The sequence below is a fragment of the Janthinobacterium sp. 78 genome, assembly GCF_003096775.1.
GTDB classification, from domain to species: Bacteria; Pseudomonadota; Gammaproteobacteria; order Burkholderiales; family Burkholderiaceae_D; genus Janthinobacterium; species Janthinobacterium tructae.
In genome coordinates this window covers 453,285-477,660 of the sequence record NZ_QENT01000001.1, presented here as the reverse complement: position 1 = coordinate 477,660, position 24,376 = coordinate 453,285, and the positions used below count along the sequence as shown (strand labels likewise).

23 protein-coding genes and 1 tRNA gene are annotated in these 24,376 nt (G+C 62.5%); 14 read left to right on the top strand and 10 right to left on the bottom strand.

The window, feature by feature from the left end; all coding sequences use genetic code 11:
- Positions 1 to 32: 32 nt before the first annotated feature.
- From C8C92_RS02035 to C8C92_RS02010, 6 genes are all read left to right on the top strand, one after another.
- Positions 33 to 1,091, top strand: a complete 1,059-nt coding sequence (locus C8C92_RS02035; protein ID WP_070218970.1) for a branched-chain amino acid ABC transporter permease — start codon at positions 33 to 35, stop codon at positions 1,089 to 1,091.
- Positions 1,092 to 1,156: 65 nt separating this feature from the next.
- Positions 1,157 to 2,476 (top strand): ABC transporter substrate-binding protein, encoded by a 1,320-nt coding sequence (locus C8C92_RS02030; RefSeq protein ID WP_099761113.1) that lies wholly within the window; start codon positions 1,157 to 1,159, stop codon positions 2,474 to 2,476.
- Positions 2,477 to 2,602: 126 nt separating this feature from the next.
- Positions 2,603 to 3,439: an ABC transporter ATP-binding protein gene (locus C8C92_RS02025; RefSeq protein ID WP_096233030.1), complete on the top strand. Its 837-nt coding sequence runs from the start codon at positions 2,603 to 2,605 to the stop codon at positions 3,437 to 3,439.
- A 16-nt stretch (positions 3,440 to 3,455) separates the two neighbouring features.
- Positions 3,456 to 3,815: an MmcQ/YjbR family DNA-binding protein gene (locus C8C92_RS02020; RefSeq protein WP_116742896.1), complete on the top strand. Its 360-nt coding sequence runs from the start codon at positions 3,456 to 3,458 to the stop codon at positions 3,813 to 3,815.
- Entirely contained in the window at positions 3,812 to 5,068 is a 1,257-nt protein-coding gene (locus C8C92_RS02015; RefSeq protein WP_116742895.1) for an AMP-binding protein, read from the top strand. Before C8C92_RS02020 ends, C8C92_RS02015 begins: the two co-directional genes overlap by 4 nt.
- 76 nt (positions 5,069 to 5,144) lie before the next feature.
- The gene (locus tag C8C92_RS02010; RefSeq protein WP_035823544.1) at positions 5,145 to 5,726 is read left to right on the top strand and encodes a hypoxanthine-guanine phosphoribosyltransferase; all 582 of its coding nucleotides are present in this window, start codon (positions 5,145 to 5,147) and stop codon (positions 5,724 to 5,726) included.
- 105 nt (positions 5,727 to 5,831) lie between these two features.
- Here the strand turns inward: C8C92_RS02010 and C8C92_RS02005 are convergent, their stop codons facing one another.
- The 3 genes from C8C92_RS02005 to C8C92_RS01995 all read right to left on the bottom strand — a co-directional run bounded on the left by C8C92_RS02005 (position 5,832) and on the right by C8C92_RS01995 (position 8,044).
- Positions 5,832 to 6,785, bottom strand: coding sequence for a nitronate monooxygenase family protein (locus tag C8C92_RS02005; protein WP_099761116.1), 954 nt, complete (start codon positions 6,783 to 6,785; stop codon positions 5,832 to 5,834).
- Between the two features lie 99 nt (positions 6,786 to 6,884).
- Positions 6,885 to 7,808, bottom strand: coding sequence for an MBL fold metallo-hydrolase (locus C8C92_RS02000; protein ID WP_116742894.1), 924 nt, complete (start codon positions 7,806 to 7,808; stop codon positions 6,885 to 6,887).
- An 8-nt stretch (positions 7,809 to 7,816) separates the two neighbouring features.
- Complete coding sequence (locus C8C92_RS01995) at positions 7,817 to 8,044, bottom strand: DUF1289 domain-containing protein (protein ID WP_116742893.1); 228 nt, start codon at positions 8,042 to 8,044, stop codon at positions 7,817 to 7,819.
- Between the two features lie 276 nt (positions 8,045 to 8,320).
- Here C8C92_RS01995 and C8C92_RS01990 point away from each other — a divergent pair, with 276 nt between their 5' ends.
- Together C8C92_RS01990 and C8C92_RS01985 are read left to right on the top strand one after the other, a co-directional pair.
- Entirely contained in the window at positions 8,321 to 8,734 is a 414-nt protein-coding gene (locus C8C92_RS01990) for a CopG family transcriptional regulator (RefSeq protein WP_034783786.1), read from the top strand.
- 54 nt (positions 8,735 to 8,788) lie between these two features.
- Positions 8,789 to 10,066 (top strand): PHB depolymerase family esterase, encoded by a 1,278-nt coding sequence (locus C8C92_RS01985; RefSeq protein ID WP_243420086.1) that lies wholly within the window; start codon positions 8,789 to 8,791, stop codon positions 10,064 to 10,066.
- Here C8C92_RS01985 and C8C92_RS01980 read toward each other — a convergent pair.
- The 3 genes from C8C92_RS01980 to C8C92_RS01970 form a co-directional block, all read right to left on the bottom strand.
- Positions 10,059 to 11,210 (bottom strand): two-component system response regulator, encoded by a 1,152-nt coding sequence (locus C8C92_RS01980; RefSeq protein WP_099761120.1) that lies wholly within the window; start codon positions 11,208 to 11,210, stop codon positions 10,059 to 10,061. The genes C8C92_RS01985 and C8C92_RS01980 overlap by 8 nt on opposite strands.
- 31 nt (positions 11,211 to 11,241) lie before the next feature.
- Entirely contained in the window at positions 11,242 to 14,280 is a 3,039-nt protein-coding gene (locus tag C8C92_RS01975; protein ID WP_116742891.1) for a response regulator, read from the bottom strand.
- A gap of 95 nt (positions 14,281 to 14,375) precedes the next feature.
- The gene (locus C8C92_RS01970; RefSeq protein ID WP_116742890.1) at positions 14,376 to 14,573 is read right to left on the bottom strand and encodes a cysteine-rich CWC family protein; all 198 of its coding nucleotides are present in this window, start codon (positions 14,571 to 14,573) and stop codon (positions 14,376 to 14,378) included.
- 231 nt (positions 14,574 to 14,804) lie between these two features.
- On the opposite strand from C8C92_RS01970, the gene argB reads away from it, so the two are divergent.
- Positions 14,805 to 15,698, top strand: coding sequence for an acetylglutamate kinase (argB, locus tag C8C92_RS01965; protein ID WP_010393729.1), 894 nt, complete (start codon positions 14,805 to 14,807; stop codon positions 15,696 to 15,698).
- Positions 15,699 to 15,763: 65 nt separating this feature from the next.
- Positions 15,764 to 15,838 (top strand) — tRNA-Thr (locus C8C92_RS01960).
- Between the two features lie 148 nt (positions 15,839 to 15,986).
- Here the strand turns inward: C8C92_RS01960 and C8C92_RS01955 are convergent.
- Positions 15,987 to 16,856 (bottom strand): TraB/GumN family protein, encoded by an 870-nt coding sequence (locus tag C8C92_RS01955; RefSeq protein WP_243420085.1) that lies wholly within the window; start codon positions 16,854 to 16,856, stop codon positions 15,987 to 15,989.
- Between the two features lie 95 nt (positions 16,857 to 16,951).
- On the opposite strand from C8C92_RS01955, the gene C8C92_RS01950 reads away from it, so the two are divergent.
- The 3 genes from C8C92_RS01950 (at position 16,952) to pabB (ending at position 20,217) form a co-directional block, all read left to right on the top strand.
- Positions 16,952 to 17,686 carry a pyrimidine 5'-nucleotidase gene (locus tag C8C92_RS01950; RefSeq protein WP_099761124.1) on the top strand — a complete coding sequence of 245 codons (735 nt, stop codon included), beginning with the start codon at positions 16,952 to 16,954 and terminating at the stop codon, positions 17,684 to 17,686.
- Positions 17,687 to 17,787: 101 nt separating this feature from the next.
- The gene (gene slmA / locus C8C92_RS01945) at positions 17,788 to 18,363 is read left to right on the top strand and encodes a nucleoid occlusion factor SlmA (protein ID WP_071079975.1); all 576 of its coding nucleotides are present in this window, start codon (positions 17,788 to 17,790) and stop codon (positions 18,361 to 18,363) included.
- Positions 18,364 to 18,384: 21 nt separating this feature from the next.
- Positions 18,385 to 20,217, top strand: coding sequence for an aminodeoxychorismate synthase component I (gene pabB, locus C8C92_RS01940; RefSeq protein ID WP_116742888.1), 1,833 nt, complete (start codon positions 18,385 to 18,387; stop codon positions 20,215 to 20,217).
- Positions 20,218 to 20,316: 99 nt separating this feature from the next.
- Here pabB and C8C92_RS01935 read toward each other — a convergent pair whose 3' ends face one another.
- Complete coding sequence (locus tag C8C92_RS01935; protein ID WP_116742887.1) at positions 20,317 to 20,676, bottom strand: DUF1428 domain-containing protein; 360 nt, start codon at positions 20,674 to 20,676, stop codon at positions 20,317 to 20,319.
- Between the two features lie 115 nt (positions 20,677 to 20,791).
- A complete protein-coding gene (locus tag C8C92_RS01930; protein ID WP_116745813.1) occupies positions 20,792 to 21,385 on the bottom strand; it encodes a glutathione peroxidase in 594 nt (197 codons plus the stop codon).
- A gap of 175 nt (positions 21,386 to 21,560) precedes the next feature.
- On the opposite strand from C8C92_RS01930, the gene C8C92_RS01925 reads away from it, so the two are divergent.
- On the top strand, positions 21,561 to 22,700 hold the full coding sequence (locus C8C92_RS01925) for a poly(3-hydroxybutyrate) depolymerase (protein WP_116742886.1): 1,140 nt from the start codon (positions 21,561 to 21,563) through the stop codon (positions 22,698 to 22,700).
- A gap of 176 nt (positions 22,701 to 22,876) precedes the next feature.
- Here the strand turns inward: C8C92_RS01925 and gabD are convergent, their stop codons facing one another.
- Positions 22,877 to 24,331: an NADP-dependent succinate-semialdehyde dehydrogenase gene (gene gabD / locus C8C92_RS01920; protein WP_099761128.1), complete on the bottom strand. Its 1,455-nt coding sequence runs from the start codon at positions 24,329 to 24,331 to the stop codon at positions 22,877 to 22,879.
- Between the last annotated feature and the right edge of the window lie 45 nt (positions 24,332 to 24,376).

The window sequence follows — 24,376 nt, the reverse complement described above, 5'->3', positions numbered from 1 at the left end:
CAAACACCCCAACAGCCAGTAAAGGACACGCCATGATTTACCGTGAAGCAGGACAATTCAAGACCAGCTACCAGGCTGACAACCAGATTTTCCCGATCAGGCAAGACCGCCTGGCGCTGACGGCCACGCTGCTTGTCGCCGTCTTCCTGCTGCCGTATTTTGCCTCGCCCTACATGCTGTCGGCGATCCTGATTCCCTTCCTGATCTTCGCGCTGGCAGCGCTGGGTCTGAACATATTGACCGGTTACGCGGGCCAGCTGTCGCTGGGTACGGCCGCCTTCATGGCCGTGGGCGCCTTTGCCTCGTATAACTTCATGGCGCGCCTGCCGGGACTGCCGCTGCTGGTGTCGTTCATCCTCGGTGGCCTGTGTGCGGCCATGGTGGGCATCGCCTTCGGCCTGCCCTCCCTGCGCATCCGCGGCTTTTACCTGGCCGCCTCCACCCTGGCGACGCAGTTCTTCGTCGTCTGGTGCCTGACCAAGATCCCGTACCTGACCAACTACAGCTCCTCGGGCGTCATCACGGTACAGAAAATGAGCATCCTCGGCTACCAGTTCGATACGCCGCAAAGCAAATACCTGCTGGTACTGGCCATCGTCGCCGGCATGGCGCTGCTGGCCAAGAACATGATCCGCTCCAACGTGGGCCGCTCGTGGATGGCCGTGCGCGACATGGACATGGCCGCCGAGGTGATCGGTTTCAGATTGATGCGCACCAAGCTGCTGGCGTTTGCCGTCAGCTCGTTCTACTGCGGCGTGGCCGGTGCCCTGTATGCGTATGCCTACCTGGGCACAGTGGAGCCGGAAGCGTACAACCTGGACCTGTCCTTCCGCATCCTGTTCATGATCATCATCGGCGGCGTCGGTTCGATCCTCGGTTCCTTCCTCGGCGCGGCCTTCATCGTGCTGCTGCCCGTCTTCCTGAACACCATCGCGCACGGCCTGGCATTGCCGACCAGCGTGGCCTCGAATCTGGAACTGATGGTGTTCGGCGCGCTGATCATCTTCTTCCTGATCGTCGAACCACACGGCCTGGCCAGGCTGTGGCAAATCGCGAAAGAGAAACTGCGCCTGTGGCCTTTCCCGCACTAGAAATTTGTACCTTGCAGTCTGATGTCGGTTGACTTGAAATCAAATAAAACAAGAGGAGACACACAATGAAACACATCAAATCGCTCATGCTGGCCGCCGCCATCGCCAGTGCCGCACTCACCATGGCCGGCAGCGCCCAAGCCCAGGACAAGGAACAGTACATCGCCCTGCCGTCCTACCGCGTGGGTCCCTACGCGGCCGGCGGCTCCGGTTTCTACGGCGGCGCCATCGACTACTTCAACCTGGTCAACCAGGCCGGCGGCGTCAATGGCGTGAAAATCAGCTGGGAAGAATGCGAAACCGAATACAATCCGTCGCGCGGCGTCGAATGCTATGAGCGCCTGAAAACCAAGCAGGGCGGCGCCACCCTGGTCGAAACCCTCTCCACCGGCGTCGCCTACGGCATTCTGGACCGCGTGGCGCAGGACAAGATCCCCATGACGATGATCGGCTACGGCCGCTCGGACGCCGCCAACGGCAAGGTCTTCCCGTATGTGTATCCGCTGATCTCCAGCTACTGGAGCCAGGCCGCCGCCATGATCAAGTACCTGGGCGACAAGGATGGCGGCATGGACAAGCTGAAAGGCAAAAAAATCGTCCACCTGTACCACGATTCGGCCTTCGGCAAGGAGCCACTGCCCGTGCTCGAAGCGCTGTCGAAACAGTACGGCTTTGAACTGGTGAAAATTCCCGTCGCGCCGCCAGGCAGCGAACAGCAATCGCAATGGCTGCAAATCCGCCAGGCCAAGCCGGACCACGTGATCCTGTGGGGCTGGGGCGTGATGAACTCCGTTGCCATCAAGACGGCGCAGCGCAACGGCTTCCCGCGCGACAAAATGCTGGGCGTCTGGTGGGCCGGCTCCGAAGAAGACACGATTCCATCGGGCGACGCGGCCAAGGGCTACACGGCGATGACGTTCAATACGCCGGGCAACTACCCCGTGCTGGACGACATCCGCAAGAAACTCTACGCGTCCGGCAAGGGCAACCTCTCCGACCAGTCGCGCGTCGGCTCCGTCTACCACATGCGCGGCGTGACGGCCGGCATCCTGTGGGTGGAAGCGATCCGCGTGGCGCAGGAAAAATTCGGCAAGGGCAAGCCTGTCACGGGCGAGCAGATGCGCTGGGGCCTGGAAAACCTGAACGTCGACGACGCGCGCCAGAAGGCTGTCGGCGCACTGGGCATGTTCCCCACCGTGAAGACCAGCTGCGACGACCATGAAGGTTCGGGCGCCGTGAAGGTGCAGCAGTGGGATGGCAAGAAGTGGATCGCCATCACGCCGAAATGGATCGTCGGCGACAAGGCCCTGGTGCGTAAGCTCGTCGAGGAATCGTCGGGCAAGTACGCCGAAGAGAAGAAGATCACGCCGGCGTGCATGAAGTAAGCGGCTCTCAAAGTGGTGTCGGATTACGCGCGTTGCGCTAATCCGACCTACCTCGATACGACGTAGGTCGGATTAGCCAAAGGCGTAATCCGACAAGCACCAACATCACATGAAAACGAAGCAGCCATGACACCCACTGCCACGCAAACACCAGACACCCCGCCGCCCTACCTGTCGGTGAACAATATCGAAGTCATCTATGACCACGTGATCCTGGTCCTGAAGGGCGTGTCGCTGCAAGTGCCGCAAGGCAAGATCGTGGCACTGCTGGGCGCCAACGGCGCCGGCAAGTCGACCACCCTGAAAACCATCTCGACCCTGCTGCGCGGCGAACGCGGCGACGTCACCAAGGGCGAAGTCCAGTTCAAGGGCGAGCGCGTGGATCAATTGACGCCGAATGAGCTGGTCAAGCGGGGCCTGTCGCAAGTGATGGAAGGGCGCCACTGTTTCGGCCACCTCACCATCGAGGAAAACCTGCTGACAGGCGCCTACACGCGCAGCCTGTCGCGCGGCGAGCTGAAAGACGCGCTGGAAAAGGTCTACCACTACTTTCCGCGCCTGAAAACACGGCGCAGCAGCCAGGCCGGCTACACCTCGGGCGGCGAACAGCAGATGTGCGCCATCGGCCGCGCGCTGATGGCCAAGCCGTCGATGATCTTACTGGACGAACCCTCGATGGGCATCGCGCCGCAGATCGTCGAAGAGATCTTCGGCATCGTCAAGGACCTGAACCACAAGGAAAACGTGTCGTTCCTGCTGGCCGAACAGAACACCAACGTGGCGCTGCGCTACGCCGACTTCGGCTACATCCTGGAAAACGGCAGAGTCGTGATGGAAGGACTTGCTAGGGACCTGGCCAGCAACGAAGACGTCAAAGAGTTTTATCTGGGCGTCTCCAGCGCCGGGCGCAAGAGTTTTCGCGACATGAAGTTCTATCGCCGCCGCAAGCGCTGGCTGGCCTGACACGGGAGCAGCCGTCATGGACCTGGAACGGGCGAAGCAAGTGTGCCGTGCCTTTCCCGGCGCGACAGAAGACATCAAGTGGAGCAACGTGCTGGCGTTTTGCGTCGGTGGCAAGCTGTTCGCCCTGTGCGGCGCGGAAGACCACAGCACGCGCGGCATCAGCTTCAAGGTCGATGCAGAGCGCTTCCTGGAATTGACGGACCGTCCCGGCTTTCGCCCGGCGCCCTACCTGGCGCGGGCCAAATGGGTGCTGGTCGCCAGCCCCGACGCGCTGGACGATGACGAAATGGCCGCCCTGCTGCAGCGCTCATACAGCCTGATTGTTGCGGGGCTGACGAAAAAAATGCAACGTGACATTGGAGAATCAGCAACATGACCGATACGCTCGATAGTCTGGAAGCACGCGCCCCCGAAGCGCGCGAACGCGAATTGATGGCCGGCCTGCCGCAGCTGATCGCGCGCGCGCAACAGGCGCCGGGCTGGGCCCGCATTCTCGATGGCGTCAACGCGGCCGACATCACCAGCCGCGCCGCGCTGGCGCAGCTGCCCGTGACGCGCAAGTCCGACCTGAAACAATTGCAGCACGGCGCGCTGCCGTTCGGCGGCTTGAACACGACGCCGAAAAACGCCCTGTCGCGCGTCTTCGTCTCGCCCGGCCCCATCTTTGATCCGGAAGGCCGCGGCCCCGACTGGTGGCGCTTCGCGCGGCCCATGTATGCGGCCGGCGTGCGCGCCGGTGGCTTGCTGCAGAACTGCTTTTCGTATCACTTCACGCCGGCCGCCTTCATGGTCGAAGGGGGCGCCGCGCGCATCGGCTGCACCGTCATCCCGGCCGGCATCGGCCAGACGGAAATGCAGGTGCAGGCGATGGTCGACCTGAAGCCCGACACGTACATCGGCACGCCGTCATTTTTAAAACTGATCATCGAGAAGGCGCGCGAAATGGGCGCCGACATCAGCAGCGTCACCAAGGCCGTGATGGGCGCGGAAGCCTTGCCCGAATCCCTGCGCAGCTGGTTTGCCGAGAACGGCGTGCCGCACGTGTTCCAGACCTATGCCTCGGCCGATATCGGCAGCATCGCCTATGAAACGGCCAGCAATGGCAAGCTCAATCCGGGCATGGTCGTCGATGAAAACGTCCTGCTCGAGATCGTCCATCCGGGCAGCGGCATTCCGGTCGCACCGGGCGAAGTGGGCGAAGTCGTCGTCACCGTCTTCAATGCCGACTACCCGCTGATCCGCTTCGCCACGGGCGATCTGTCGGCCGTGCTGATGGGCGCGCCGGACTCGCCGTGCGGCCGCACGAATACGCGCATCAAAGGCTGGATGGGACGCGCGGACCAGACCACCAAGGTGCGCGCCATGTTCGTGCATCCGTCGCAGGTGCATGACATCGCGCGCCGCCATCCGCAAATCAGGAAGGCGCGGCTGGTCGTGTCCGGGCGCATGGCCAACGACGAGATGGCTTTGCATTGCGAAGTCGACGATCCGGCGGACGCCAGCGGCGTGGAAGCCATCATCGGCTCGATCCGCGAACTGACCAAGCTGCGCGGCGACGTGGTGCTGGTGGCCGTGGGCAGCCTGGCGCAGGATGGAAAAATAATCGACGACATGCGCGATTACAGCTAGGCGTAGCGCACGGATGGCGTTTGCGGGATAATACCCGCATTCATCATCAGCCCCATTCATCGCCATGCAAGAGTCCATGCAAGAATTTCATCACAACCGTGCCCGTGACCTGATCAAGAACGCGGAACTGCTGTTCGACCAAGATACCGTGCAGGCGTCGATCACGCGCATGGCCGATGTACTCAACACGCGCTTCAACGCCGAGGATTCCAAGGAATTCCCACTGGTGCTGGGCGTGATGGGCGGCGCCGTCGTGTTTACGGGCAACCTGCTGCCGCAACTGAGCTTTCCGCTCGAATTCGACTACATCCATGTGAGCCGCTACGGCGACGACGACAAGGGTGGCGAAGTGGTATGGAAAGTCATCCCCCGTTCGAACGTGGCGGGCCGCACCGTCATCGTGCTCGACGATATTCTCGACGAAGGCGAAACCCTGGCGCACGTCAAGCAGCGCTTGCTGGACATGGGTGCCTCGGAAGTCATCCTGGCCGTGTTTGCCGACAAAGCCATCGGCAAGAAAAAACCGGTGCAGGCGGACATCGTCGGCCTGGTGATCCCGAACCGCTTCGTCGTCGGCTTCGGCATGGATGCGTACGGCTACTGGCGCAACCTGCCGGGCCTGTGGGCTATCAAGCCTGAGGATTTGAAGCAGGAGTGATTGTGGTGTTGTCGGATTACGCGCTGCGCGCTAATCCGACCTACCGAATCCATGGTCGTAGGTCGGATTAGGCCAAAGGCCGTAATCCGACAACCACCACCAGCGTTACAACTTCAACCGCGCGCGCGCCGCATCGTATTCGGCCTTCAGGCGCGCCACCATCTCTTCCACGCTTGGCACGTCATCCATCAAGCCCACGCCCTGGCCCGCGCCCCAGATGTCGCGCCAGGCCTTGGCGCTGCCGGAGCCAAAATTCATCGAACTCTTGTCCGCTTCGGGCAAGGCTTCCGGATCGAGTCCGGCCGCGACGATCGATTTTTTCAGATAATTGCCGTGCACGCCCGTAAACAGGTTCGTGTAGACGATGTCCGAGGCGGCAGACTCGACGATGGCGTCGCGGTAGCCGTCGCTGACGTTCGATTCCTTGGTCGCCAGCCAGCGCGAGCCGATGTAGGCAAAGTCGGCGCCCATGGCCTGCGCGGCCAGCACGGCGTCGCCCGTGGCGATGGAGCCCGACAGCGCCAACGGACCGTCAAAGAATTTGCGCACTTCGCCCACCAGCGCGAATGGCGACAGGGTGCCCGCATGGCCGCCGGCGCCGCTGGCCACCAGGATCAAGCCATCGACGCCCGCCTCCAGCGCCTTTTTCGCATGGCGGATCGAGATCACATCGTGCAGCACGATGCCGCCATAGCTATGGATGGCGTCGAGCATTTCCTTGGGCGGCGCGCGCAGCGAGGAAATGATGATGGGAATCCGGTGTTTCACGCACACTTCCACATCATGCGCCAGGCGGTCGTTCGACTGGTGCACGATCTGGTTGACGGCGATCGGCCCCACTTTTTTATCGGGATTGGCGGCCTGGAAGGCGGCCAGTTCGGCCTGCAGCTCCGTGAGCCAGGTGTCGAGCAATTCGGCGGGACGCGCGTTCAGGGCCGGGAAGGAACCGACGATGCCGGCCTTGCACTGCGCCGCGACGAGGGCCGGGCCGCTGGCGATGAACATCGGCGAGGCGATAACGGGTAAGGAGAGGTTTTGCAACGCAACAGGCAATGCCATGGCGGACTCGCTGGAAAGTTGATCGGGATGAGAAACACACTGAACATCGATTATAGTTCAGAAAAAGTACGATCGTGCTGAATTTATCGCCTGACCGCTTCAGCCTTCGTTAAGCAAGTACTCACCCTCGACCCGTGCCGCCGCAGCCCTCACCAGTTGCGACACGGCCCACTCGGCCAGCGCGGCGACTTCCTGGCGCAGGAAGCGACGGTTGGCCTCTTCGAAGATGGGCATGCCGCGCAGTAGGGCCGGTATGGCGGCGAGCGCGATGCGCTGACGCTCCAGCAGCAAAAATTTCAGCAGCACTTTCACCGCATTCTGCGCATTGCGCACGGGGTCCGACGACAGGTAATCGAGACGTGAATACGCGCGCTGCAGGGCGCCGGCAGCGTCCTGGAACGGCCGCCCGTGGCCGGGAATGACGACGCGCACGTCCAGGCTGGCGATCAGGTCCAGGGTGGCGCGCGCTTCCAGAAAGCCGGAGCCGCCGTCGAGTTCGGGGAAGATCACGCCAAAGCCGTTTTCCCACAGGGCGTCGGCGGAAATGAGGATGCCCTCGTCGGCGCAGTAAAAAATCAGCGAGTGCGGGTCGTGACCCGGTGCGCCCAGCGCCTGCCAGGCCATGTCGGCCAACGTCAACGTGTCGCCGGGCGAGACGGTGGCGTCAAAGCCGAAGCGCGGGCATTGCTGGCCCGTGGCCTGGAAGCTGAGGGCATCGACATCCCATACTCGCACCTTGTCCGCTTCCGAGACGGGAATAGCCGTCTGGCAGCCATACTCGGCTTGCAACAGCGCGTTGCCGCCGCAATGATCGGAGTGCAGGTGCGTATTGAACAGGCGGTGCAGCGGACGCCCTTGCAAGCTATGGCGCAGCAAGGCCAGGGTTTGCGGCGCATGCGTGACATAGCCGCTGTCGATCAGGGCCGTGTCGTCCCGGCCCTGGAACAGGATGTTGTTCGACGACAGCCAGCCGCGTTCGAACACCTGCATGGCATCGGGGAACAGCGCTGGCGATCGTGGCATGGGCTTCCTCAGTAGTCGGACTCGAAATCGAGCAAAGATTCGCGTCCCGGCAATGCGGCCCACACGGCGCGCTTGAAGTCGTCGTCGGCCTTGCTCCAGGCGATGATCTCGTCGAGCGTGCGCAAGCAGCCTTCGCACAAGCCGCTGTTGCGGTTCATCTTGCACAGGCTGACACAGGGCGACGGCACCGGAGACGGCAAGGGGAGCGGAACGGCTGGCAGGGTATTGACCATCATGGAGCGGCATCGGTAAACGTGAGGCTTGCATTATGCCGCGAAACCGTGTCGGTGAGGCGATGGCCTCGCCATGCAATGTTTCTGTGAATATATTTTTAAGAGAAAGCATGAGCAAAAAAGCATCTTCTAGAAATTTATTTTGCAGCCATTCTCACTCTGCGGGTGCCCGTCCTACAACATTATCAGAGTAGATCCTGCTTGACTTGAGATATTTCAGAACTATACTACCATCCATGCAGATGGCAATTGGATGCCACGTGGAGTTTTTGGAGAGATATGGCCAAGCAAGACAGCAAGCCCAAAATTGGGGAATCCGAGAAAATCACGATCAACCTCGGTTTGATCGACCTGGGGCAGATCGATTTGCTGGTCCAGGAGGGATTTTATTCCAACCGTACGGATCTGATCCGTACGGCCATACGCAACCAGCTGGGTATCCACGCCGACGTGGTGAAACAAACCGTCGCCCGTAAAAGCCTGGTATTGGGCATGCAGCATTATTCGCGCGCCGACCTGGAAGCGATCCAGGCAGCCGGCCAGCGCCTGCAGATCCAGGTGCTGGGACTGGCCAGCATCGCCAGCGACGTCTCCGTGGAACTGGCACTGGCCACCATCGAGTCGATTTTCGTATTAGGTGCCCTGCACGCCAGCACCGTCGTCAAGACGGCGCTCGCAGGGCGAATTCACTAGCGTATTGGTTTGCGGCGATGACCCGGCCGATGCGCGGCACCGTTAAGGATGGTCATGAAACTACCTCTCAACATGTTGGCGCAGATGCGCGCAGCGACCCGTAATCTGATGGGCAGCGGTCCCGCCGCCGCCACCGAAGCGATCCAGCAGGCGCTGTCTGCCGCTGGCCTGACGCCGCAGGCAGCAACCACGCAAGCGCCGCCACCGCAGCCGATGCGCGACATCAATCCACCACCGGCGCCATCACCAGCGCAGGCCCAGGCCGAGGCGCCGCCAGCTGATGCCGCGCCGGAAGCGGCATCGGTGCCGCCCACGCCCGCGCAGGCGGCGCAGGAATTCGCGCAGGATTTCATGGCGCGCCTGGGCGTGCCCGCCGGCCTGGGACAGCACAGCTTCGACATGCCCAGCTTCGAGCTGCCGAATTTCCACCCACCCGGTTTCAACGCGCCGGGCGCCGCACCGGCGCAGATGCCGGCTGGCGCGCAGTTCATCGACGGCGTGTACCGCAACCATGCGGGCACGCGCTCCTATAAGCTGTATATCCCCAGCAGCTACCACGGCCAGGCCATGCCGCTGATCGTGATGCTGCACGGCTGCACGCAAAATCCCGACGATTTCGCGGCCGGCACGCAGATGAATGCGCTGGCCGAAGAAAAGGAATGTTTTGTCGTCTATCCGGCGCAGACGCAGGGTGCCAACAGTTCGCGCTGCTGGAACTGGTTCAATGCCATCGACCAGCAGCGCGACCAGGGCGAACCGTCGCTGATCGCCGGCATCGCGCGGCAAGTCATCGACGACTACCCGGTAAATGAACGCGAAGTGTTCGTCGCCGGCCTGTCGGCGGGCGGCGCCATGGCCGTCATTGTCGGCACCTTGTACCCCGACCTGTTTGCCGCCGTCGGCGTGCATTCGGGCCTGCCCTTCGCCTCGGCGCAGGACTTGCCGTCGGCGCTGGCCGCCATGAAGGGCGGCGCCATGCCCAATGGCCAGCGCAAGGCGCCGGCGGGCGGCGTGCCCATCATCGTTTTTCACGGCGACCGCGACACCACCGTCAACCCGCGCAATGGCGATGAACTGATTGCCCAGGGCGTGCGCAGCCAGGCGGGCGGCCAGGCGGCCAAGGCTGCTTCCATCGACGGCAGCGTACCGAATGGCCACCGCTACACCCGCACCACGCACAGCCAGGCCGATGGCTCGCCGCTGGGAGAACACTGGGTCATCCACGGCGCCGGCCATGCCTGGTCCGGCGGCAGCAATAATGGCAGTTACACGGACGGAAAAGGCCCGGACGCCAGCAGGGAGATGCTGCGCTTCTTCAAGACCGTCAGCTGATATTTTCGGTGTATGGCGCGATCTGCCGCTGCTTGTCGGCGATCTCGCACACGCCATCGGCATAGCGGTGGGAGATGGCGATGAACTGGTCCTGGATCTGCAGGAAGGCGTCGACGATCTCGGCGTCAAAGTGCGAACCGCGCCCCTCGACGATGATCTGCACGGCCTGTGCATGCTCCATGCCCTGCTTGTAGATGCGTCGGCTGATCAGGGCGTCATACACGTCGGCCAGCGCCATCAGGCGCGCCGAAATCGGGATGTCTTCGCCTGCCAACCCTAGCGGGTAACCGCTGCCATCCCATTTTTCATGGTGGCTGTAGGCGATCTCTTTTGCGTACTTGAGGAAATCGACCTCGATGCCCAGCTCGTGTTCGGCCGCCAGGATGGCGTCGCGCCCCAGGGTGGTGTGCGTCTTCATGATGGCCATTTCATGCGGCTCGAAACGCCCCGGCTTGAGCAAAATATGGTCGGGGATACCCACCTTGCCGATATCGTGCAGCGGCGCCGTCTTGAACAGCAGTTCGATATTCTTGTCCGTCAAAAAATCGCGGAAACGCGGCAGGCCGCGCACTTTCTCGGCCAATGCCTTCAGGTAGTGCGAGGTGCGGCGGATATGGTTGCCCGTCTCGCTGTCGCGCGTCTCGGCCAGCGACGCCATGGCGTGTATCGTGACGTCCTGCAGCGCCGCCACTTCCTGCACCCGGCGCTCCACTTCCGTTTCCAGGTAATGATTCTGGTCGCGCAAAAAATCCTGCATCTGCTTCATCGCCAGCTGCGTCTTGATACGGGCCAGCACGATGGGCGCCGAAATCGGCTTGGTGATGTAGTCGACGGCGCCCAGGGCCAGGCCCAGCTGCTCGTCGGCCACTTCGCTCATGGCGGTCACAAAAATCACGGGTATGCCGGCCGTGGCGGGATCGGCCTTCAGCGCGCGGCACACATCGTAGCCACTCATGCCCGGCATCATGATGTCGAGCAGGATCAGATCGGGCTGGTCGCCGCCGGCGGCGATTTTCAGGGCACGCTCGCCATTGACGGCGATCTTGGTCCGGTAATCGTCTTCCAGCACTGCGCGCAACAGGTCGATATTGTCTGGCGTGTCGTCGACTACCAGGATGGTTGGCTTGCTTGCTGACGCTCTCATGCCCGTCCTTCGCTCTGCATAGTTATCCTTGTCACAGTCTCAGCTCCAGCGCATCGGCCACCTCGCCCAGCTGCGCCAGCGCACCTTCGAAATCGTATTGTCCCAGCATGCGCTTCAACTGGCGCGCATGTTCCGCCTGCCCGGCTGCGACCAGCACGGGACCGATGCCATCGAGATGCTTGACGGCCTGCGCATCGTCCTGCTGCAGCAGTTGCGACAGTTCGCGCAAGCCCGCCTCCAGGTGTACCCGGTCCACCGCTGCCACCACGGTGCTGCCTGGCTCGGGCACATTGCTGCGCGACTGCATGGCCAGCACGATCTTCGGTACCAGTTCGTCGAGCGCCAGAGTGCAGGCCGCCAGCGCCTGCGGCAAGCCGTCATGCGATCCCAGGCTGAGCAAATGCTCGACCCGCGCCGCGCTGTCGGCCAGGCCACCGGCGCCGATATTGCCGGCCAGGCCCTTCAGGGTATGCGCTTCCCGGATTGCCGTCTCGAGCTGATTGTTCTCGATGGCGGCGACGATGCGCTGCATGGCATCGAATTGGGTTTCCACAAAACGATCCAGCAATTTTCGCATCAAAGTGGCATTGCCGCCCACGCGCCGCATGGCCTCCGCCATTTTCAGGCCGGCGATCACGGGCAGCTCCGCTTCCGGCTGCGCCACCACCACCGTCATTTCCTGCGGCGCAGCCGGCGCGATCCAGCGCGCCAGGGTACCGAACAGCTGCGCCACGTCGATCGGCTTGGCGATGAAATCGTTCATGCCGGCGTCCAGGCATTTTTCCTTGTCGCCGACCATGGCATTGGCCGTCATGGCGATCACGGGCAAATCCGAATAGCGGGGATCCTGGCGCAGCTTGCGCGTGGCCTGGTAGCCATCCATCACCGGCATCTGGCAATCCATCAGCACGCCGTCATAGGCGTTTTCCTCGATCTTCGCCAGCGCGATGGCGCCATTGCTCGCAATGTCGACACGAATGCCGGCGTCGTTGAGAATATGCTGCGCCACTTCCTGGTTCACCTCATTGTCCTCCACCAGCAGCAGCCAGGCGCCGCGCAGGGCGCGTTCGTCGTCGCGGTAGCTGCTCTGGCGCTGCGTCTTGCGGCTCTGTCCTGTCACGCCGCCAAACACGAACGATATCTGGTCGAGCAGGGTCGAGGCGCTGACCGGCTTGTTCAATACGCCATCGAGCGGCAATTCCCGCTGGCGCGCCGCCTCCAGCAGTGCTTCGCGATGGAAGGCCGTGACCATGATACAGGCCGGCGCCGCATCGATGCCGGCGGCATCGGCACGGATGCCGGCCAGCGTATCGAGGCCGTTCATGCCCGGCATTTTCCAGTCCATCAGCACCAGCCCGTACGGGCGCCCCTCGGTGCGCGCCTGCGCCACGGCGCCGATGGCCAGCACGCCGCCAAACACGGCACGCGCATCGAAACCGAGCGCCGTCAGCATGCTGACGAAAATTTCACGCGCACTAGGGTTATCATCGACCACCAGCACGCGCAGGCCCTGGAACTGCGGCGGCACCGGCAGGCTGTCGCGCGGCACGGCGGCCAGGCCGAAGCGGGCCGTGAAGAAAAAGGTGCTGCCCACGCCCGCTTCGCTGACCAGGTCAATTTCGCCTTCCATCATTTCCACCAGGCGCTTGCTGATGGTCAGCCCCAGGCCGGTGCCGCCATGGTGGCGCGTGGTGGAGGTGTCGGCCTGGGTAAATGCCTGGAACAATTTGCTGCGCTGGGGCGGCGTCAGGCCGATGCCCGTATCGCGCACATCCACGCGCAGCACCGCCGCATGTTCTTCCAGCTGCTGCAAGCGGATGCTGACGACGATCTCGCCCTTGTCCGTAAATTTGATGGCATTGTTGGTCAGGTTGATCAGCACCTGGCCCAGGCGCAGCGGATCGCCCTGCAAGGCGTTCGGCACGTCGGGGGCGATGTCGAACAGCAGTTCGAGCCCCTTGTCCTGGGCACGCATCACGGACAGGTCGGCGATCTGCGCCAGTACGTCCTCGAGGAAAAAATCGACTTTTTCAAAGGCCATCTTGCCCGCCTCGATCTTCGAGAAATCGAGGATGTCGTCGATGATGGCCAGCAGGTTCTTCGACGCCGACTCGACCTTTTCCAGGTAATTGCGCTGGGTCGAGGTGAGCTCCGTCTGCAGCGCCAGGTGGGTCATGCCGATGATGCCGTTCATCGGCGTGCGGATCTCGTGCGACATATTGGCCAGGAAGTCCGACTTCATCTTGGTCGCATCCTCGGCCACTTCGACGGCATGCCGCAGATCCTGCTCGACGGCCAGGTTGGTACTCATGTTTTTCAGCGCCTGCAGCAATTCGCCCGTCTCATCGCGCGACGTCACTTCGATGACAGAACTGAAGTCGCCTTTGGCCACGCGCGTGGCGATCGCCACCGCCTCGCCCAGCGGACGCGTGATCGAGCGCGCCGACCAGGCAAAGGCCAGGCCGATCAACAGGGCTGCCAGCCCGATACCGCCCATCAGAATCAGCGACGTATCGATATCGTTGCGTATCCTGGCCGCGCTGTCGCGTATCAGTTGCTGCTGCAAATCATCGAGCTGGCCCACATACAGCAGCACTTTTTCCAGCACCGGCAAGGTCTGCGTCTGCATGGCCAGCTCCGCGGCAGCATCCTCGCCGCGCTCGACCAGTTCGAAGATCGTCTTGAGCGAAACATAGTAGTCGGCGCGTGCCAGGTGCATCTGTTCCAGCAGGCGCCGTTCTTGCGGCCGCGCATCGAGACCATCGAGGATGCGCACCTGTTCATCGATGCCTTGCTTGATCGCTTCCAGGCGCGCCTGGTTCGCCTGGCGCCGTGCCAATTCACGCTGGTTCGGCAAGTTGCTGATGCGCGTGGCCGCCTCGCGCGCCAGCCCATGGATCTTGCTGGTGGCCTTGGCGGCGACCCAGTCGCGCTGCAGGATATCGTCGGTCTCGGCGCGGATGGCATAGATGCGGCTACCGGCCAGGACGATGACGACCAGCATCAGCACGATCAAAATGGCATAACCGGCATTGATGCGCACGCCGATGCGGATATCCCTGAAGCGCATAACTTTCCTATAAGAAATTCTTAAAAATCGAAGTCTGACCGTATTCCCCTACAATATGCAAGGTCTTTTGCAAAGGAAAAGGCGCGCCGATGCGTTTATCTGGCCGGCGTTGCCGCCGGGGGCGTCACGGCGGCGATGCGCTGTTGCAGGCAGGCGGGGCACCAGCAGCCCACGGCGGCGCTACCGGGCACGGGTATGGCGGGCGGCAGGGCCACGCACCAGCATGGTCCGCTGGCCTGCGGGTCAGTCTGGCCACACTGGAAGGTGGCGCCACAGAGAGTGCATACGCTCATGGCTGTGTTTGAATTGGCAAGTGTGTGTCATGCTGCAGCGGGGTGCGACGCAGATGTAACTGGCAGTAAAAAGGCTGGCTGGGGGACATATCGGGCCAGACTATAGGATCATCAGGGAAAATACAACAAGATCGCCCTATAATGCCTCCAGGATTTTCTTCTTCCCTGTAAAATCGCACAAATCTATTTTCCGGACTCGCCATGAATCAACTAGCTAACTTGAACCTGGACATGAATGACGACTTGACGGCGGTGTCGCCACAAATCAAGGCGCAGATTCTGGCCGAGGCCCTTCCCTACATTCGCAATTTCCATGGCAAGACCATCGTCATCAAATACGGTGGCAATGCCATGACGGACGAACGCCTGAAGCACGGCTTCGCGCGCGACGTCATCCTGCTCAAGCTGGTCGGCATGAACCCGGTGGTGGTGCACGGCGGCGGACCGCAGATCGACAACGCGCTGAAAAAAATCGGCAAGCAAGGCACCTTCGTGCAAGGCATGCGCATCACCGATGAAGAAACCATGGAAGTGGTGGAGTGGGTGCTGGGCGGCGAAGTGCAGCAGGATATCGTCATGCTGATCAACCATTACGGCGGCCAGGCTGTCGGCCTGACGGGCAAGGATGGCGGCTTGATCCGCGCGCGCAAGATGCAGATGCCGGACCGCGAACATCCGGGCGAATTCCTCGACATCGGCTTTGTCGGCGAGATCGATGCGATCAACCCGGCCGTCGTCAAGGCGCTGCAGGACGATGCCTTCATTCCCATCATTTCGCCTATCGGTTTCGGCCAGGATGGCCAGGCTTACAACATCAACGCCGACGTGGTAGCCGGCAAGATCGCGGAAATCCTGAAAGCGGAAAAGCTGATCATGATGACCAACATCGCCGGCGTCCAGGACAAGCAGGGCAACCTGGTGACCGACCTGTCGGCGCGTGAAATCGACGAGATGTTCGCCGATGGCACGATCTCGGGTGGCATGCTGCCAAAGATCTCGTCCGCGCTCGACGCCGCCAAGTCCGGCGTGAACACGGTGCACATCATCGATGGCCGCATCGAACACTCATTATTGCTGGAAGTGTTGACCGAGCAGGCTTTTGGTACTATGATCCGTTCGCACTAAAAAAATCGCAATGCATTACAGCGAGTAGTTTGGCGGCGCAGATCACCTGGCGCCGCTTTTAATTTGCCCTTGTAGCTCAGTGGTAGAGCACTCCCTTGGTAAGGGAGAGGCCACGTGTTCGATCCACGTCAAGGGCACCAGTATCCTTTCCCCGCAGCTGTAAAAATGCCCATGGCGGCGTTGTCCTTCCTCGCCGTACATGCGTACTGTCTTCGTCAGTCCGCCTTGCCCTGAACATTTTTCCATCTGCTCTGCCGCGTGTTTTACGCAGCTAAGCCAGCGTTATCCCTAATACACCCGCACGACCTTCAAGCCCCTTTGACGCAATAAATCCGGCACGCTTTTCGTTCCGACCAGATGCAGCACGCCGATGGCGGCCAGGCTGTGCTTTTCGCGCGCCAGCAGCTTGGCGATGCCGTCGGCCAGGGCCGGGTTGCGGCCATCTAACAACACCTTTTGCACGAACTGCGCGGAAAACGAGGGGTCTGTCGCCGCTTTGGCGGCCAGCTTGTCGAAGGCGGCCGCGTCGGCCGTGCGCCAGGCGTTGGCGATCTCGCGCGCTTCCTGGTTTTGTTCCTGGTCTTCGATCGAGGCCACGCCGTCTTCTAGGAAGCGGCACTGGTCAAGCGGCGTCATGGCGCCAAACAGCGCCAGCTGGCCTTCCATCGATTCGAGTTCCACCACAGGGATCTTGCGCGCCCTGGCCTGCTGCGACAGATAATTGTCGACCGCCAGGTCGGAGCGGTAGCCGAGCGTGGAAAACTCGCCGATGGCCAGCATGCTGGCCAGCATCCACGGTTTCATCGGCGCCACCGCTTCGGGCGCTATACCGTATTTTTGCAACAACGGCGCCAGACGCGGCGCCAGGGTCTGACGGCAGTCGGCCGGCACTTGGCTGCCCGGTGCCTCCATGCCATATTTCAGCACGGCGCCCAGGGCGGCGCGCGGGTCGGCGCCGGGATCGATCTCCAGCGCCAGTGCCCCGGCGCCTTCCAATGCCTGCATCACCGTCGGCTCGAGCGGATAAAAGTCGGGGGCGCCGACGTGAATGGTGCCGAACAAATACAGGGTGTGGCCCGCGTCCTGCACCCTGAACAGGGCGCCCCGGTTTTGCGCCACGGGCGCCGCTTCGGCCAAGGCCGCCGGCAACGGCAGCAAGAATAATCCGCAAAACATCACTATAATCTGGCTTCGCATGGTTTTCCTGATTGTTGAATTTTTCATCTTGCTTATCATCTTGCCTAAAGACGCCTGTGCCTGTGTCCCATCTTAACCGCTCGTCGCCGGTCTGGCTGTTTGACCTCGACAACACGCTGCACAATGCCTCGCACGCCATCTTCCCCACCATCACGGCCAATATGAACACGTATATTGCCCGCGTACTGGGCGATGGCGTGACGCCGGCCGACGACGCCATCGTCAATGCGGCGCGCGCGGCCTACTGGCGCCGCTATGGCGCCACCTTGCTGGGCATGGTCAAGCATCATCAGGTGCAGGCAGCGCACTTCCTCCACGAGACGCACGCGTTCGACGATTTGCGCGCCATGATACGCGCCGAGCGGGGGCTGGGGGCTTTACTCAAACGCCTGCCTGGCCGTAAAATTTTACTCACCAACGCGCCGCTGCGCTACTCGAGCGACGTGATGCGCCATCTGGGCCTGCGCCAGCACTTTTCACACCACATCGCCATCGAGGCGATGCATGTGCACCGCCAGCTGCGGCCCAAGCCATCGACCCTGATGCTGCGCAAACTGATGCGCAAGCACCAGATCCGCCCTGGCCGCTGCATCCTGGTGGAAGACACCCTGGCCAACCTGAAGGGCGCAAAAAGACTGGGCTTGCGCACGGCCTGGGTCACGCAATACCTGAAAATGGCCGATCCGATCGGCGTGGCAAAGCTGCCCAGAGCGTTAAATCGCCCCGCTTACGTCGATGTCAAAGTAAAATCTGTCCGGCATTTGGCACGCCGCCTTCACCGTCTGCGCTGAAGGGGACTCCTGGGCTTCCGGTTGACGCCGGAAGCCGCACCGCTAGCGGCGGTGACGGAACGCCCCATCAAGACAGCTTTTTTTTAACGACAAGAGAAAATATGGCAAGCACACCGCCGGGCCAACGCAGGCTACAAATTCTTCAGGCCCTCGCCGCAATGCTGGAGCAGCCGAAAGGCGAAAAGATCACCACTGCCGCACTGGCGGCCAGACTGGCCGTGTCGGAAGCGGCCCTGTACCGCCATTTCGCCAGCAAGGCGCAAATGTTCGAAGGACTGATCGAATTCATCGAGTCGAGCGTTTTCGGCCTGATCAACCAGATCGCGGAAAAGCACAGCGACGGCATGACGCAGACGCGCGACATCGTCGGCATGCTGCTCAATTTCGCCATCAGCAATCCGGGCATGACGCGCGTGCTGATCGGCGATGCGCTGGTGAATGAGGACGAGCGCCTGCAAGTGCGCATGAACCAGTTCTACGACCGCGTGGAACTGGCGCTCAAGCAGGCCTTGCGCGTGGCCGCCGCCGAAGGCCATGGCAAGGAAAGCGAAGTGGCGGCGCGCGCCACCCTGATCGTCAGCTTCGTCATCGGACGCTGGCACCGCTACGCCAAGAGCGGCTTCAAGATCAATCCATCCCAGGACGCGGCGCTGCAAATCGCCATGCTGCTGGGGTAAGTCACCACCGCGGCTGTCCCCATGCATACCGACTGTTTCGCCCTGCTCGACGACGCCAGCACACCCGGCGCCGGTTCGCGCCTGTACACGGGCCTGGCGGCGGTCTTGCAGTGCACCGAGGGTAACGGGTGGCCAGCCCTGCTCGAAGGGCTGCAAGCGGCTTTAAAACGCGGCCAGTACGCCGTCAGCGTGTGCAGCTACGAGTTGGGCGCGCACTTGCTAGCCATGCCGCCGCGCGCGGCCGGCCCCGGCGCGCCGCCACTGGCGCAAGTGCTCGTCTTTGAGCATTGCACCCAGCTGTCGCAAGACGAGGTGCAGCAGTGGCTGGACGCACGCGTGGATAGCGCGCCGGCCGGCGTGGCCGCTATCCACGCAAATGTGGATCAAGCCGAATTCACGCGCGCGCTGCAGCGCATCCACGACTACATCGTGGCTGGCGACACCTACCAGGTCAACTACACCTATCGTTTGCGCTTCGACGCCTTCGGTTCGCCCCTGGCCCTGTATGCGCGGCTGCGCGCGCGCCAGCCCGTACCGTACGGCGCGCTGCTGATGCTGCCCGATGGTGGCGCCCTGCTGTCGCTGTCGCCGGAGCTGTTCGTGCGCCATGCGCAAGGCGAGCTGACGGCGCGTCCCATGAAAGGCACGGCGCCGGCCGCTCCTGCCGAACAGGCGGAAGAAAATGCGCACCGCGCCAGGGCCCTGGCCAATGATCCGAAGAATCGCGCGGAAAACCTGATGATCGTCGACCTGCTGCGCAACGACATCGGCCGCATCGCCGCCACGGGCTCCGTTCAGGTACCGGCCCTGTTCCAGGTGACGCGCTACAGCAGCGTGCTGCAAATGACCTCCACCGTGCAGGCGCGCCTGCGCGGCGACGCCAGCCTGGCCGACATCTTCCAGGCCTTGTATCCCTGCGGCTCGATCACGGGCGCGCCGAAACGCCGCACCATGGAAATCATCGCCGAACTGGAACCCGCACCACGCGGCATCTATACGGGCGCCATCGGCTGGTTCGATCCGCCAGCCGCCGGTGCCGCCCACGCCGTGGGCGACTTCTGCATGTCCGTGCCGATCCGCACCTTGGCCCTGCAAGCGGCTGGCCCTGGCGGCATGCGGCGCGGCGAAATGGGCGTAGGCGCCGGCATCGTGCTCGACAGCGACCCGCACGATGAATTTGCGGAATGCCAGCTCAAGGCCCGCTTCCTTACGGGCCTCACGAACGACTTCGAACTGTTCGAAACCCTGCACGCCAGCCGCAACGATGGCTGCCGCCAGCAGGAACGGCACCTGGCGCGCCTGGCCGCTTCCTGCGCCTACTTCGGTTTTATCTGGGATGCGCAGGCCGCCCGCGCCGCGCTGCAGGCGGCTTGCGCGGCGCACCCCGACGATGCGCCCTTCCGCCTGCGCCTGGCGCTGCGCCAGGATGGCCAGTTCACCGTGCAAAGCGGTGCGCTCAGCACCTTGCCGGAGACCGTGAACATTTTGCTGGCACCCGACGCCACCACAGCGGACGACCTGTTCCTGCGCCACAAGAGCAGCGTGCGCGCGCGCTACGATGCAGCCTGGCGCGCGGCCGAGGCGCAAGGCGGCTTCGACATGCTGTTCTTCAATGAACGGGGCGAGCTGACGGAGGGCGGGCGCAGCAATGTCTTCGTGAAGCTGGACGGCCACTGGCACACGCCGCCCCTGTCCTGCGGCTTGCTGCCCGGCGTGCAGCGCGCGGCCATGCTGGCCGATCCCGCCTGGGATGCGCAGGAAACCATCATCACGCGTCCCATGCTGGCGCGGGCCGAGGCGATCGTCGTGTGCAATGCGCTGCGCGGGGCGTTGGCAGCCAAGCTTATCCTGTAAACCGGTAACACCTGAAACCGTTCAGGGCAAGGCGCATTGCCGAAGGCAGTGCGAACGCACGACGAGGCACTGCAACGCCGCCATGGACTGTTTCAGGGGTTACAGGTCAACTTGCATCTCGTAACCGCCATAGATCATCCGCTTGCCATCGAACGGCAGCTTGGCCGGGTCCATCATCTCGGCCAGGCGCGGGTCTTGCATGACCTTGTCGTTGATTTCATCGCGTTTGGCGCGCGACTCATACACAATCCATGAAAACACCACCACTTCGCCATCCTGCAAGTCCACCGCCTGCGGGAACGAGGTCAGCTTGCCTGGCTTGACATCGTCGCCCACGCATTCGCGAAATTCCAGCGCGCCGTGTTCGCGCCAGACAGCGCCACAGGCGCGCGACATGGCCAGGTAGGCATCGAGCTTGGCTTTCGGTACGGGCACCACAAATCCATCGACATACGCCATGATGTTCTCCTTTGTTGTGACAAACGCGAACAACCAGCTTAGGACAATGATGCCAAGACGACAAGCGCGGCATTAAAAAAAAGCAGGCGCGCAGGCCTGCTTGTGTGTCGGCAACTTACAGCGCCAGTGCTTTTTCCACTGCGCCAACGAGTTTCTTGTCGTCCGGCGTCACCTTGCTGGGGAAGCTTTCCAGCACTTTACCGTGGCGGTCGATCAGGTATTTATGGAAATTCCAGGCCGGCGTCTTGCCCGTCTGCTTGATCAAGTCCACGTACAGCGGATTCGGCGCGGGGCCGGAAACCGCCGATTTGGCGAACATGGGGAACTTCACGCCATAGGTGTTGTAGCAGAAATCGGCGATTTCCTTGCTGTTGCCAGGCTCCTGCTTGCCGAAATCGTTCGACGGAAAGCCCAGTACCACCAGGCCCTTGCTGCCGTACTTGGCGTACAGCGCTTCGAGCCCTTCGTATTGATTGGTAAAACCACAATAACTGGCCGTATTGACCACCAGCACGACCTTGCCCGCGTACTGGCACAGGTTTTGCGGCGTTTCATCCTGCAGGCGGTTGAAGGTCTGCTTGAGAATGGCGGGACAGGCCGCTGGCGCGGCGGCAGCTGGTGCGGTGTCGGCGGCATGGGCCGGCATGGCCAGGCTGGCGCCGGCGGCAAGGGTGGTCAGTGCAAACAGCTTGGCAAGGGTCTTGGACATGAGGGGCACCATGGTTGAACGGAAAAAAACCATTCTATGTCAAACACCGCACACGCGCAGGCGGGCCACAACAACAGCGATAGCTTGAGCGACATCAACGACAGTGCAGTACTTGCCCAACGCACAGTTTTTTTACCTATGCTCGGCCTTCCTGCCCTTGCCTTGTGGAGTCACCATGTCCTTCCCGCACCTGACCGCGCACCTGACCACACTACCCACCACCCTGCTGGCCGCCAGCTTGCTCGTCCTGGCGCCAGCAAGCGCGCACGCCGCCACGGCGGCGAAAGCAGTCAAGCCCGCCGCGAGCAAGGATGCCGCCGCCCTGCCCGCCTACCAGGCCGACCTGAGCCAGACCACCGTATCGGGCCTGTCCTCGGGCGGCTTCATGGCGGCGCAATTTGCCGTCGCCTACTCGGCCACGGTGGCCGGCGCCGGCATCATCGCCGGCGGCCCGTATTTCTGCTCGGGCCAGCCGGGCCGCTTTCCCTACATTCCCTACCTGACGAATGCCCTGACCACCTGCATGAATCCGGGCAGCGCACAGGTGGCGCCGCCTGTCGCCAGTGAATTGCTGCGCGCAGCGAACGATTTTGCACGCGCCCGTCTCATCGACGACACGGCCAACCTGAAACGCCAGCGCGTGTATCTGTTCAGCGGAACGCAAGACCAGACCGTGACGCGGCCGGTGGTGGAACAGGTGGGAAAATTCTATCAACTGGCAGGCACGCCGGCGGCGCAGATCCGCTTCGTCGATACGGTCGGCGCGGGCCATGCCATCATCACAGACAACACTCAGGACAAGCCCTGCGCCGTGACGGACTCGCCCTTCATCAACGACTGCGACTTCGTGCAGGCGCGCGACATCCTGCAGCACCTGTACCCGGACCTGCAGCCGTCGTCGACCACCCTGACGGGCAAGCTGATCGCCTTCAACCAGCGCAGTTTCATCCACGGCGCGTACGCCAGCATGAACAATACGGGCTACGCCTACATCCCGAAAGCCTGCGACAGCGAGAGCTGCCGCGTGCACGTGGTGTTCCACGGCTGCCTGCAAACGACGCAGGCGATCGGCGACCGCTTCTATACGAGCACCGGCTACAACCAGGTGGCGGACGCCAACAAGATCATCGTGCTGTATCCGCAGGCCGAACCGAGCCCCGTTTACCCGTACAACCCGAAAGGCTGCTGGGATTTCTGGGGCTACACCAGCATCAATCCGATCGACCCGGATTTCTACCGCAAGAGCGGCACGCAGATGGAAGCGGTCAAGGGCATGCTGGACAGGTTAGGATCGGCTCGCAACAGCCGTCGATAACAGACGTCACGAATGCTTGAGAAAATCGTAGCGAGCGGCAACGAGGCTCGGCGCCCCCATCTGGCTAAGAAGCGCAGCTGTACTCTAGTACAGCGAGCATCGCAGGCCGGAAAGCGCGCCGCGCAGTAGATTTAATCAAGCATCCTAGATCGCGCCGCGGCTCGCGTTAAGCGGCTTTAGATACCGCCCATGCAGATATATTTAATGACTAAATAATCTTCGATACCATAGGTCGACCCTTCACGGCCCAGGCCCGATTGCTTGACACCGCCGAAGGGCGCGATCTCGTTCGAGATCAGGCCCGTGTTGACGCCGACCATGCCCGTTTCCAGGCCTTCGGCCACGCGCCAGATACGGCCGATGTCGCGCGAATAGAAATAGGCGGCCAGGCCGAATTCCGTGTTGTTGGCCAGGGCGATCACTTCATCATCGGTCTTGAAGCGGAACAGCGGCGCCAGCGGGCCGAAGGTTTCTTCCGTGGCCACGCGCATGTCGTTCGTCACGTCGGCGATGATGGTCGGCTCGAAGAAGCCGTTACCCAGCGCATGGCGCTTGCCGCCGGCCAGCAGGCGACCGCCCTTGGCCAAGGCATCGGCCACGTGCTCTTCCACCTTGGCCACAGCCTTGGCGTCGATCAGCGGGCCTTGCGTCACGCCCGCCTCGATGCCATTGCCCACCTTCAGCTTGGCCACGGCGGCCACCAGTTTCTCGGCAAACGCGTCATACACGCTGTCCTGCACGTACAGGCGGTTGGCGCACACGCAAGTCTGGCCCGCGTTGCGGTATTTCGAGGCGATGGCGCCTTCCACGGCCGCATCCAGGTCGGCGTCGTCGAAGACGATGAACGGCGCATTGCCGCCCAGTTCCAGCGAGAGTTTCTTGATCGTCGGCGCGCACTGTTCCGCCAGCAAACGGCCCACCTGGGTCGAGCCCGTAAACGTCAGCTTGCGCACGATGGGGTTCGACGTCATTTCGCCGCCGATGTCTTTCGGCGCACCGGTGACGATGCTGAACACACCCGCAGGCACGCCCGCGCGCTCGGCCAGCACGGCCAGCGCCAGCGCGGAAAACGGCGTGGCTTCGGCCGGTTTCAAGACCATCGGGCAGCCGGCGGCCAGGGCCGGGCCGACTTTGCGCGTGATCATGGCGGCGGGGAAATTCCACGGCGTGATGGCGGCGCACACGCCGATCGGCTCCTTGGTGATGACCAGGCGGCGGTCTGGCCACGGCGATTGCAGGGTGTCGCCCGCGACGCGCTTGCCTTCTTCGGCAAACCACTCGATGAACGAGGCGCCGAACTGCACTTCGCCCTTCGCTTCCGGCAAGGGCTTGCCCTGCTCGGTGGTCATGATCAGCGCCAGATCGTCGGCGTTTTCCAGGATCAGGTCATGCCAGCGGCGCAGCACGGCCGCGCGTTCCTTGGCCGTCTTCTTGCGCCAGGCGGGCCAGGCGGCATTGGCCGCCTCGATGGCGCGGCGCGTCTCGGCTGCACCCATCAGGGGCACCGTGCCGATATGCTCGCCGGTGGCGGGATTGCTCACATTAATCGTCTGGCCACCATCGGCATCCGCCCAGGCTCCATTCACGTAAGCCTGGTGACGCAACAAGGTAGGATCTTTCAACTGCAGCATATGGATCTCCGGTCTGGTTTGAATTATCGACGAGGGATACTATGC

What these genes read in the sequence shown, in the direction of transcription:
- C8C92_RS02030 (WP_099761113.1), top strand. Translation starts at nt 1,157, where the DNA reads ATGAAACACATCAAATCGCTCATGCTGGCCGCCGCCATCGCCAGTGCC.
- C8C92_RS02025 (WP_096233030.1), top strand. Translation starts at nt 2,603, where the DNA reads ATGACACCCACTGCCACGCAAACACCAGACACCCCGCCGCCCTACCTG.
- C8C92_RS02010 (WP_035823544.1), top strand. Translation starts at nt 5,145, where the DNA reads ATGCAAGAATTTCATCACAACCGTGCCCGTGACCTGATCAAGAACGCG.
- C8C92_RS01990 (WP_034783786.1), top strand. Translation starts at nt 8,321, where the DNA reads ATGGCCAAGCAAGACAGCAAGCCCAAAATTGGGGAATCCGAGAAAATC.
- C8C92_RS01925 (WP_116742886.1), top strand. Translation starts at nt 21,561, where the DNA reads ATGTCCTTCCCGCACCTGACCGCGCACCTGACCACACTACCCACCACC.
- C8C92_RS01985 (WP_243420086.1), top strand. Translation starts at nt 8,789, where the DNA reads ATGAAACTACCTCTCAACATGTTGGCGCAGATGCGCGCAGCGACCCGT.
- pabB (WP_116742888.1), top strand. Translation starts at nt 18,385, where the DNA reads ATGCATACCGACTGTTTCGCCCTGCTCGACGACGCCAGCACACCCGGC.
- gabD (WP_099761128.1), bottom strand. Translation starts at nt 24,331, where the DNA reads ATGCTGCAGTTGAAAGATCCTACCTTGTTGCGTCACCAGGCTTACGTG.
- C8C92_RS02015 (WP_116742895.1), top strand. Translation starts at nt 3,812, where the DNA reads ATGACCGATACGCTCGATAGTCTGGAAGCACGCGCCCCCGAAGCGCGC.
- C8C92_RS02020 (WP_116742896.1), top strand. Translation starts at nt 3,456, where the DNA reads ATGGACCTGGAACGGGCGAAGCAAGTGTGCCGTGCCTTTCCCGGCGCG.
- C8C92_RS01935 (WP_116742887.1), bottom strand. Translation starts at nt 20,676, where the DNA reads ATGGCGTATGTCGATGGATTTGTGGTGCCCGTACCGAAAGCCAAGCTC.
- C8C92_RS02005 (WP_099761116.1), bottom strand. Translation starts at nt 6,785, where the DNA reads ATGGCATTGCCTGTTGCGTTGCAAAACCTCTCCTTACCCGTTATCGCC.
- C8C92_RS02035 (WP_070218970.1), top strand. Translation starts at nt 33, where the DNA reads ATGATTTACCGTGAAGCAGGACAATTCAAGACCAGCTACCAGGCTGAC.
- C8C92_RS01970 (WP_116742890.1), bottom strand. Translation starts at nt 14,573, where the DNA reads ATGAGCGTATGCACTCTCTGTGGCGCCACCTTCCAGTGTGGCCAGACT.
- C8C92_RS01980 (WP_099761120.1), bottom strand. Translation starts at nt 11,210, where the DNA reads ATGAGAGCGTCAGCAAGCAAGCCAACCATCCTGGTAGTCGACGACACG.
- C8C92_RS01930 (WP_116745813.1), bottom strand. Translation starts at nt 21,385, where the DNA reads ATGTCCAAGACCCTTGCCAAGCTGTTTGCACTGACCACCCTTGCCGCC.
- argB (WP_010393729.1), top strand. Translation starts at nt 14,805, where the DNA reads ATGAATGACGACTTGACGGCGGTGTCGCCACAAATCAAGGCGCAGATT.
- C8C92_RS02000 (WP_116742894.1), bottom strand. Translation starts at nt 7,808, where the DNA reads ATGCCACGATCGCCAGCGCTGTTCCCCGATGCCATGCAGGTGTTCGAA.
- C8C92_RS01975 (WP_116742891.1), bottom strand. Translation starts at nt 14,280, where the DNA reads ATGCGCTTCAGGGATATCCGCATCGGCGTGCGCATCAATGCCGGTTAT.
- C8C92_RS01995 (WP_116742893.1), bottom strand. Translation starts at nt 8,044, where the DNA reads ATGATGGTCAATACCCTGCCAGCCGTTCCGCTCCCCTTGCCGTCTCCG.
- slmA (WP_071079975.1), top strand. Translation starts at nt 17,788, where the DNA reads ATGGCAAGCACACCGCCGGGCCAACGCAGGCTACAAATTCTTCAGGCC.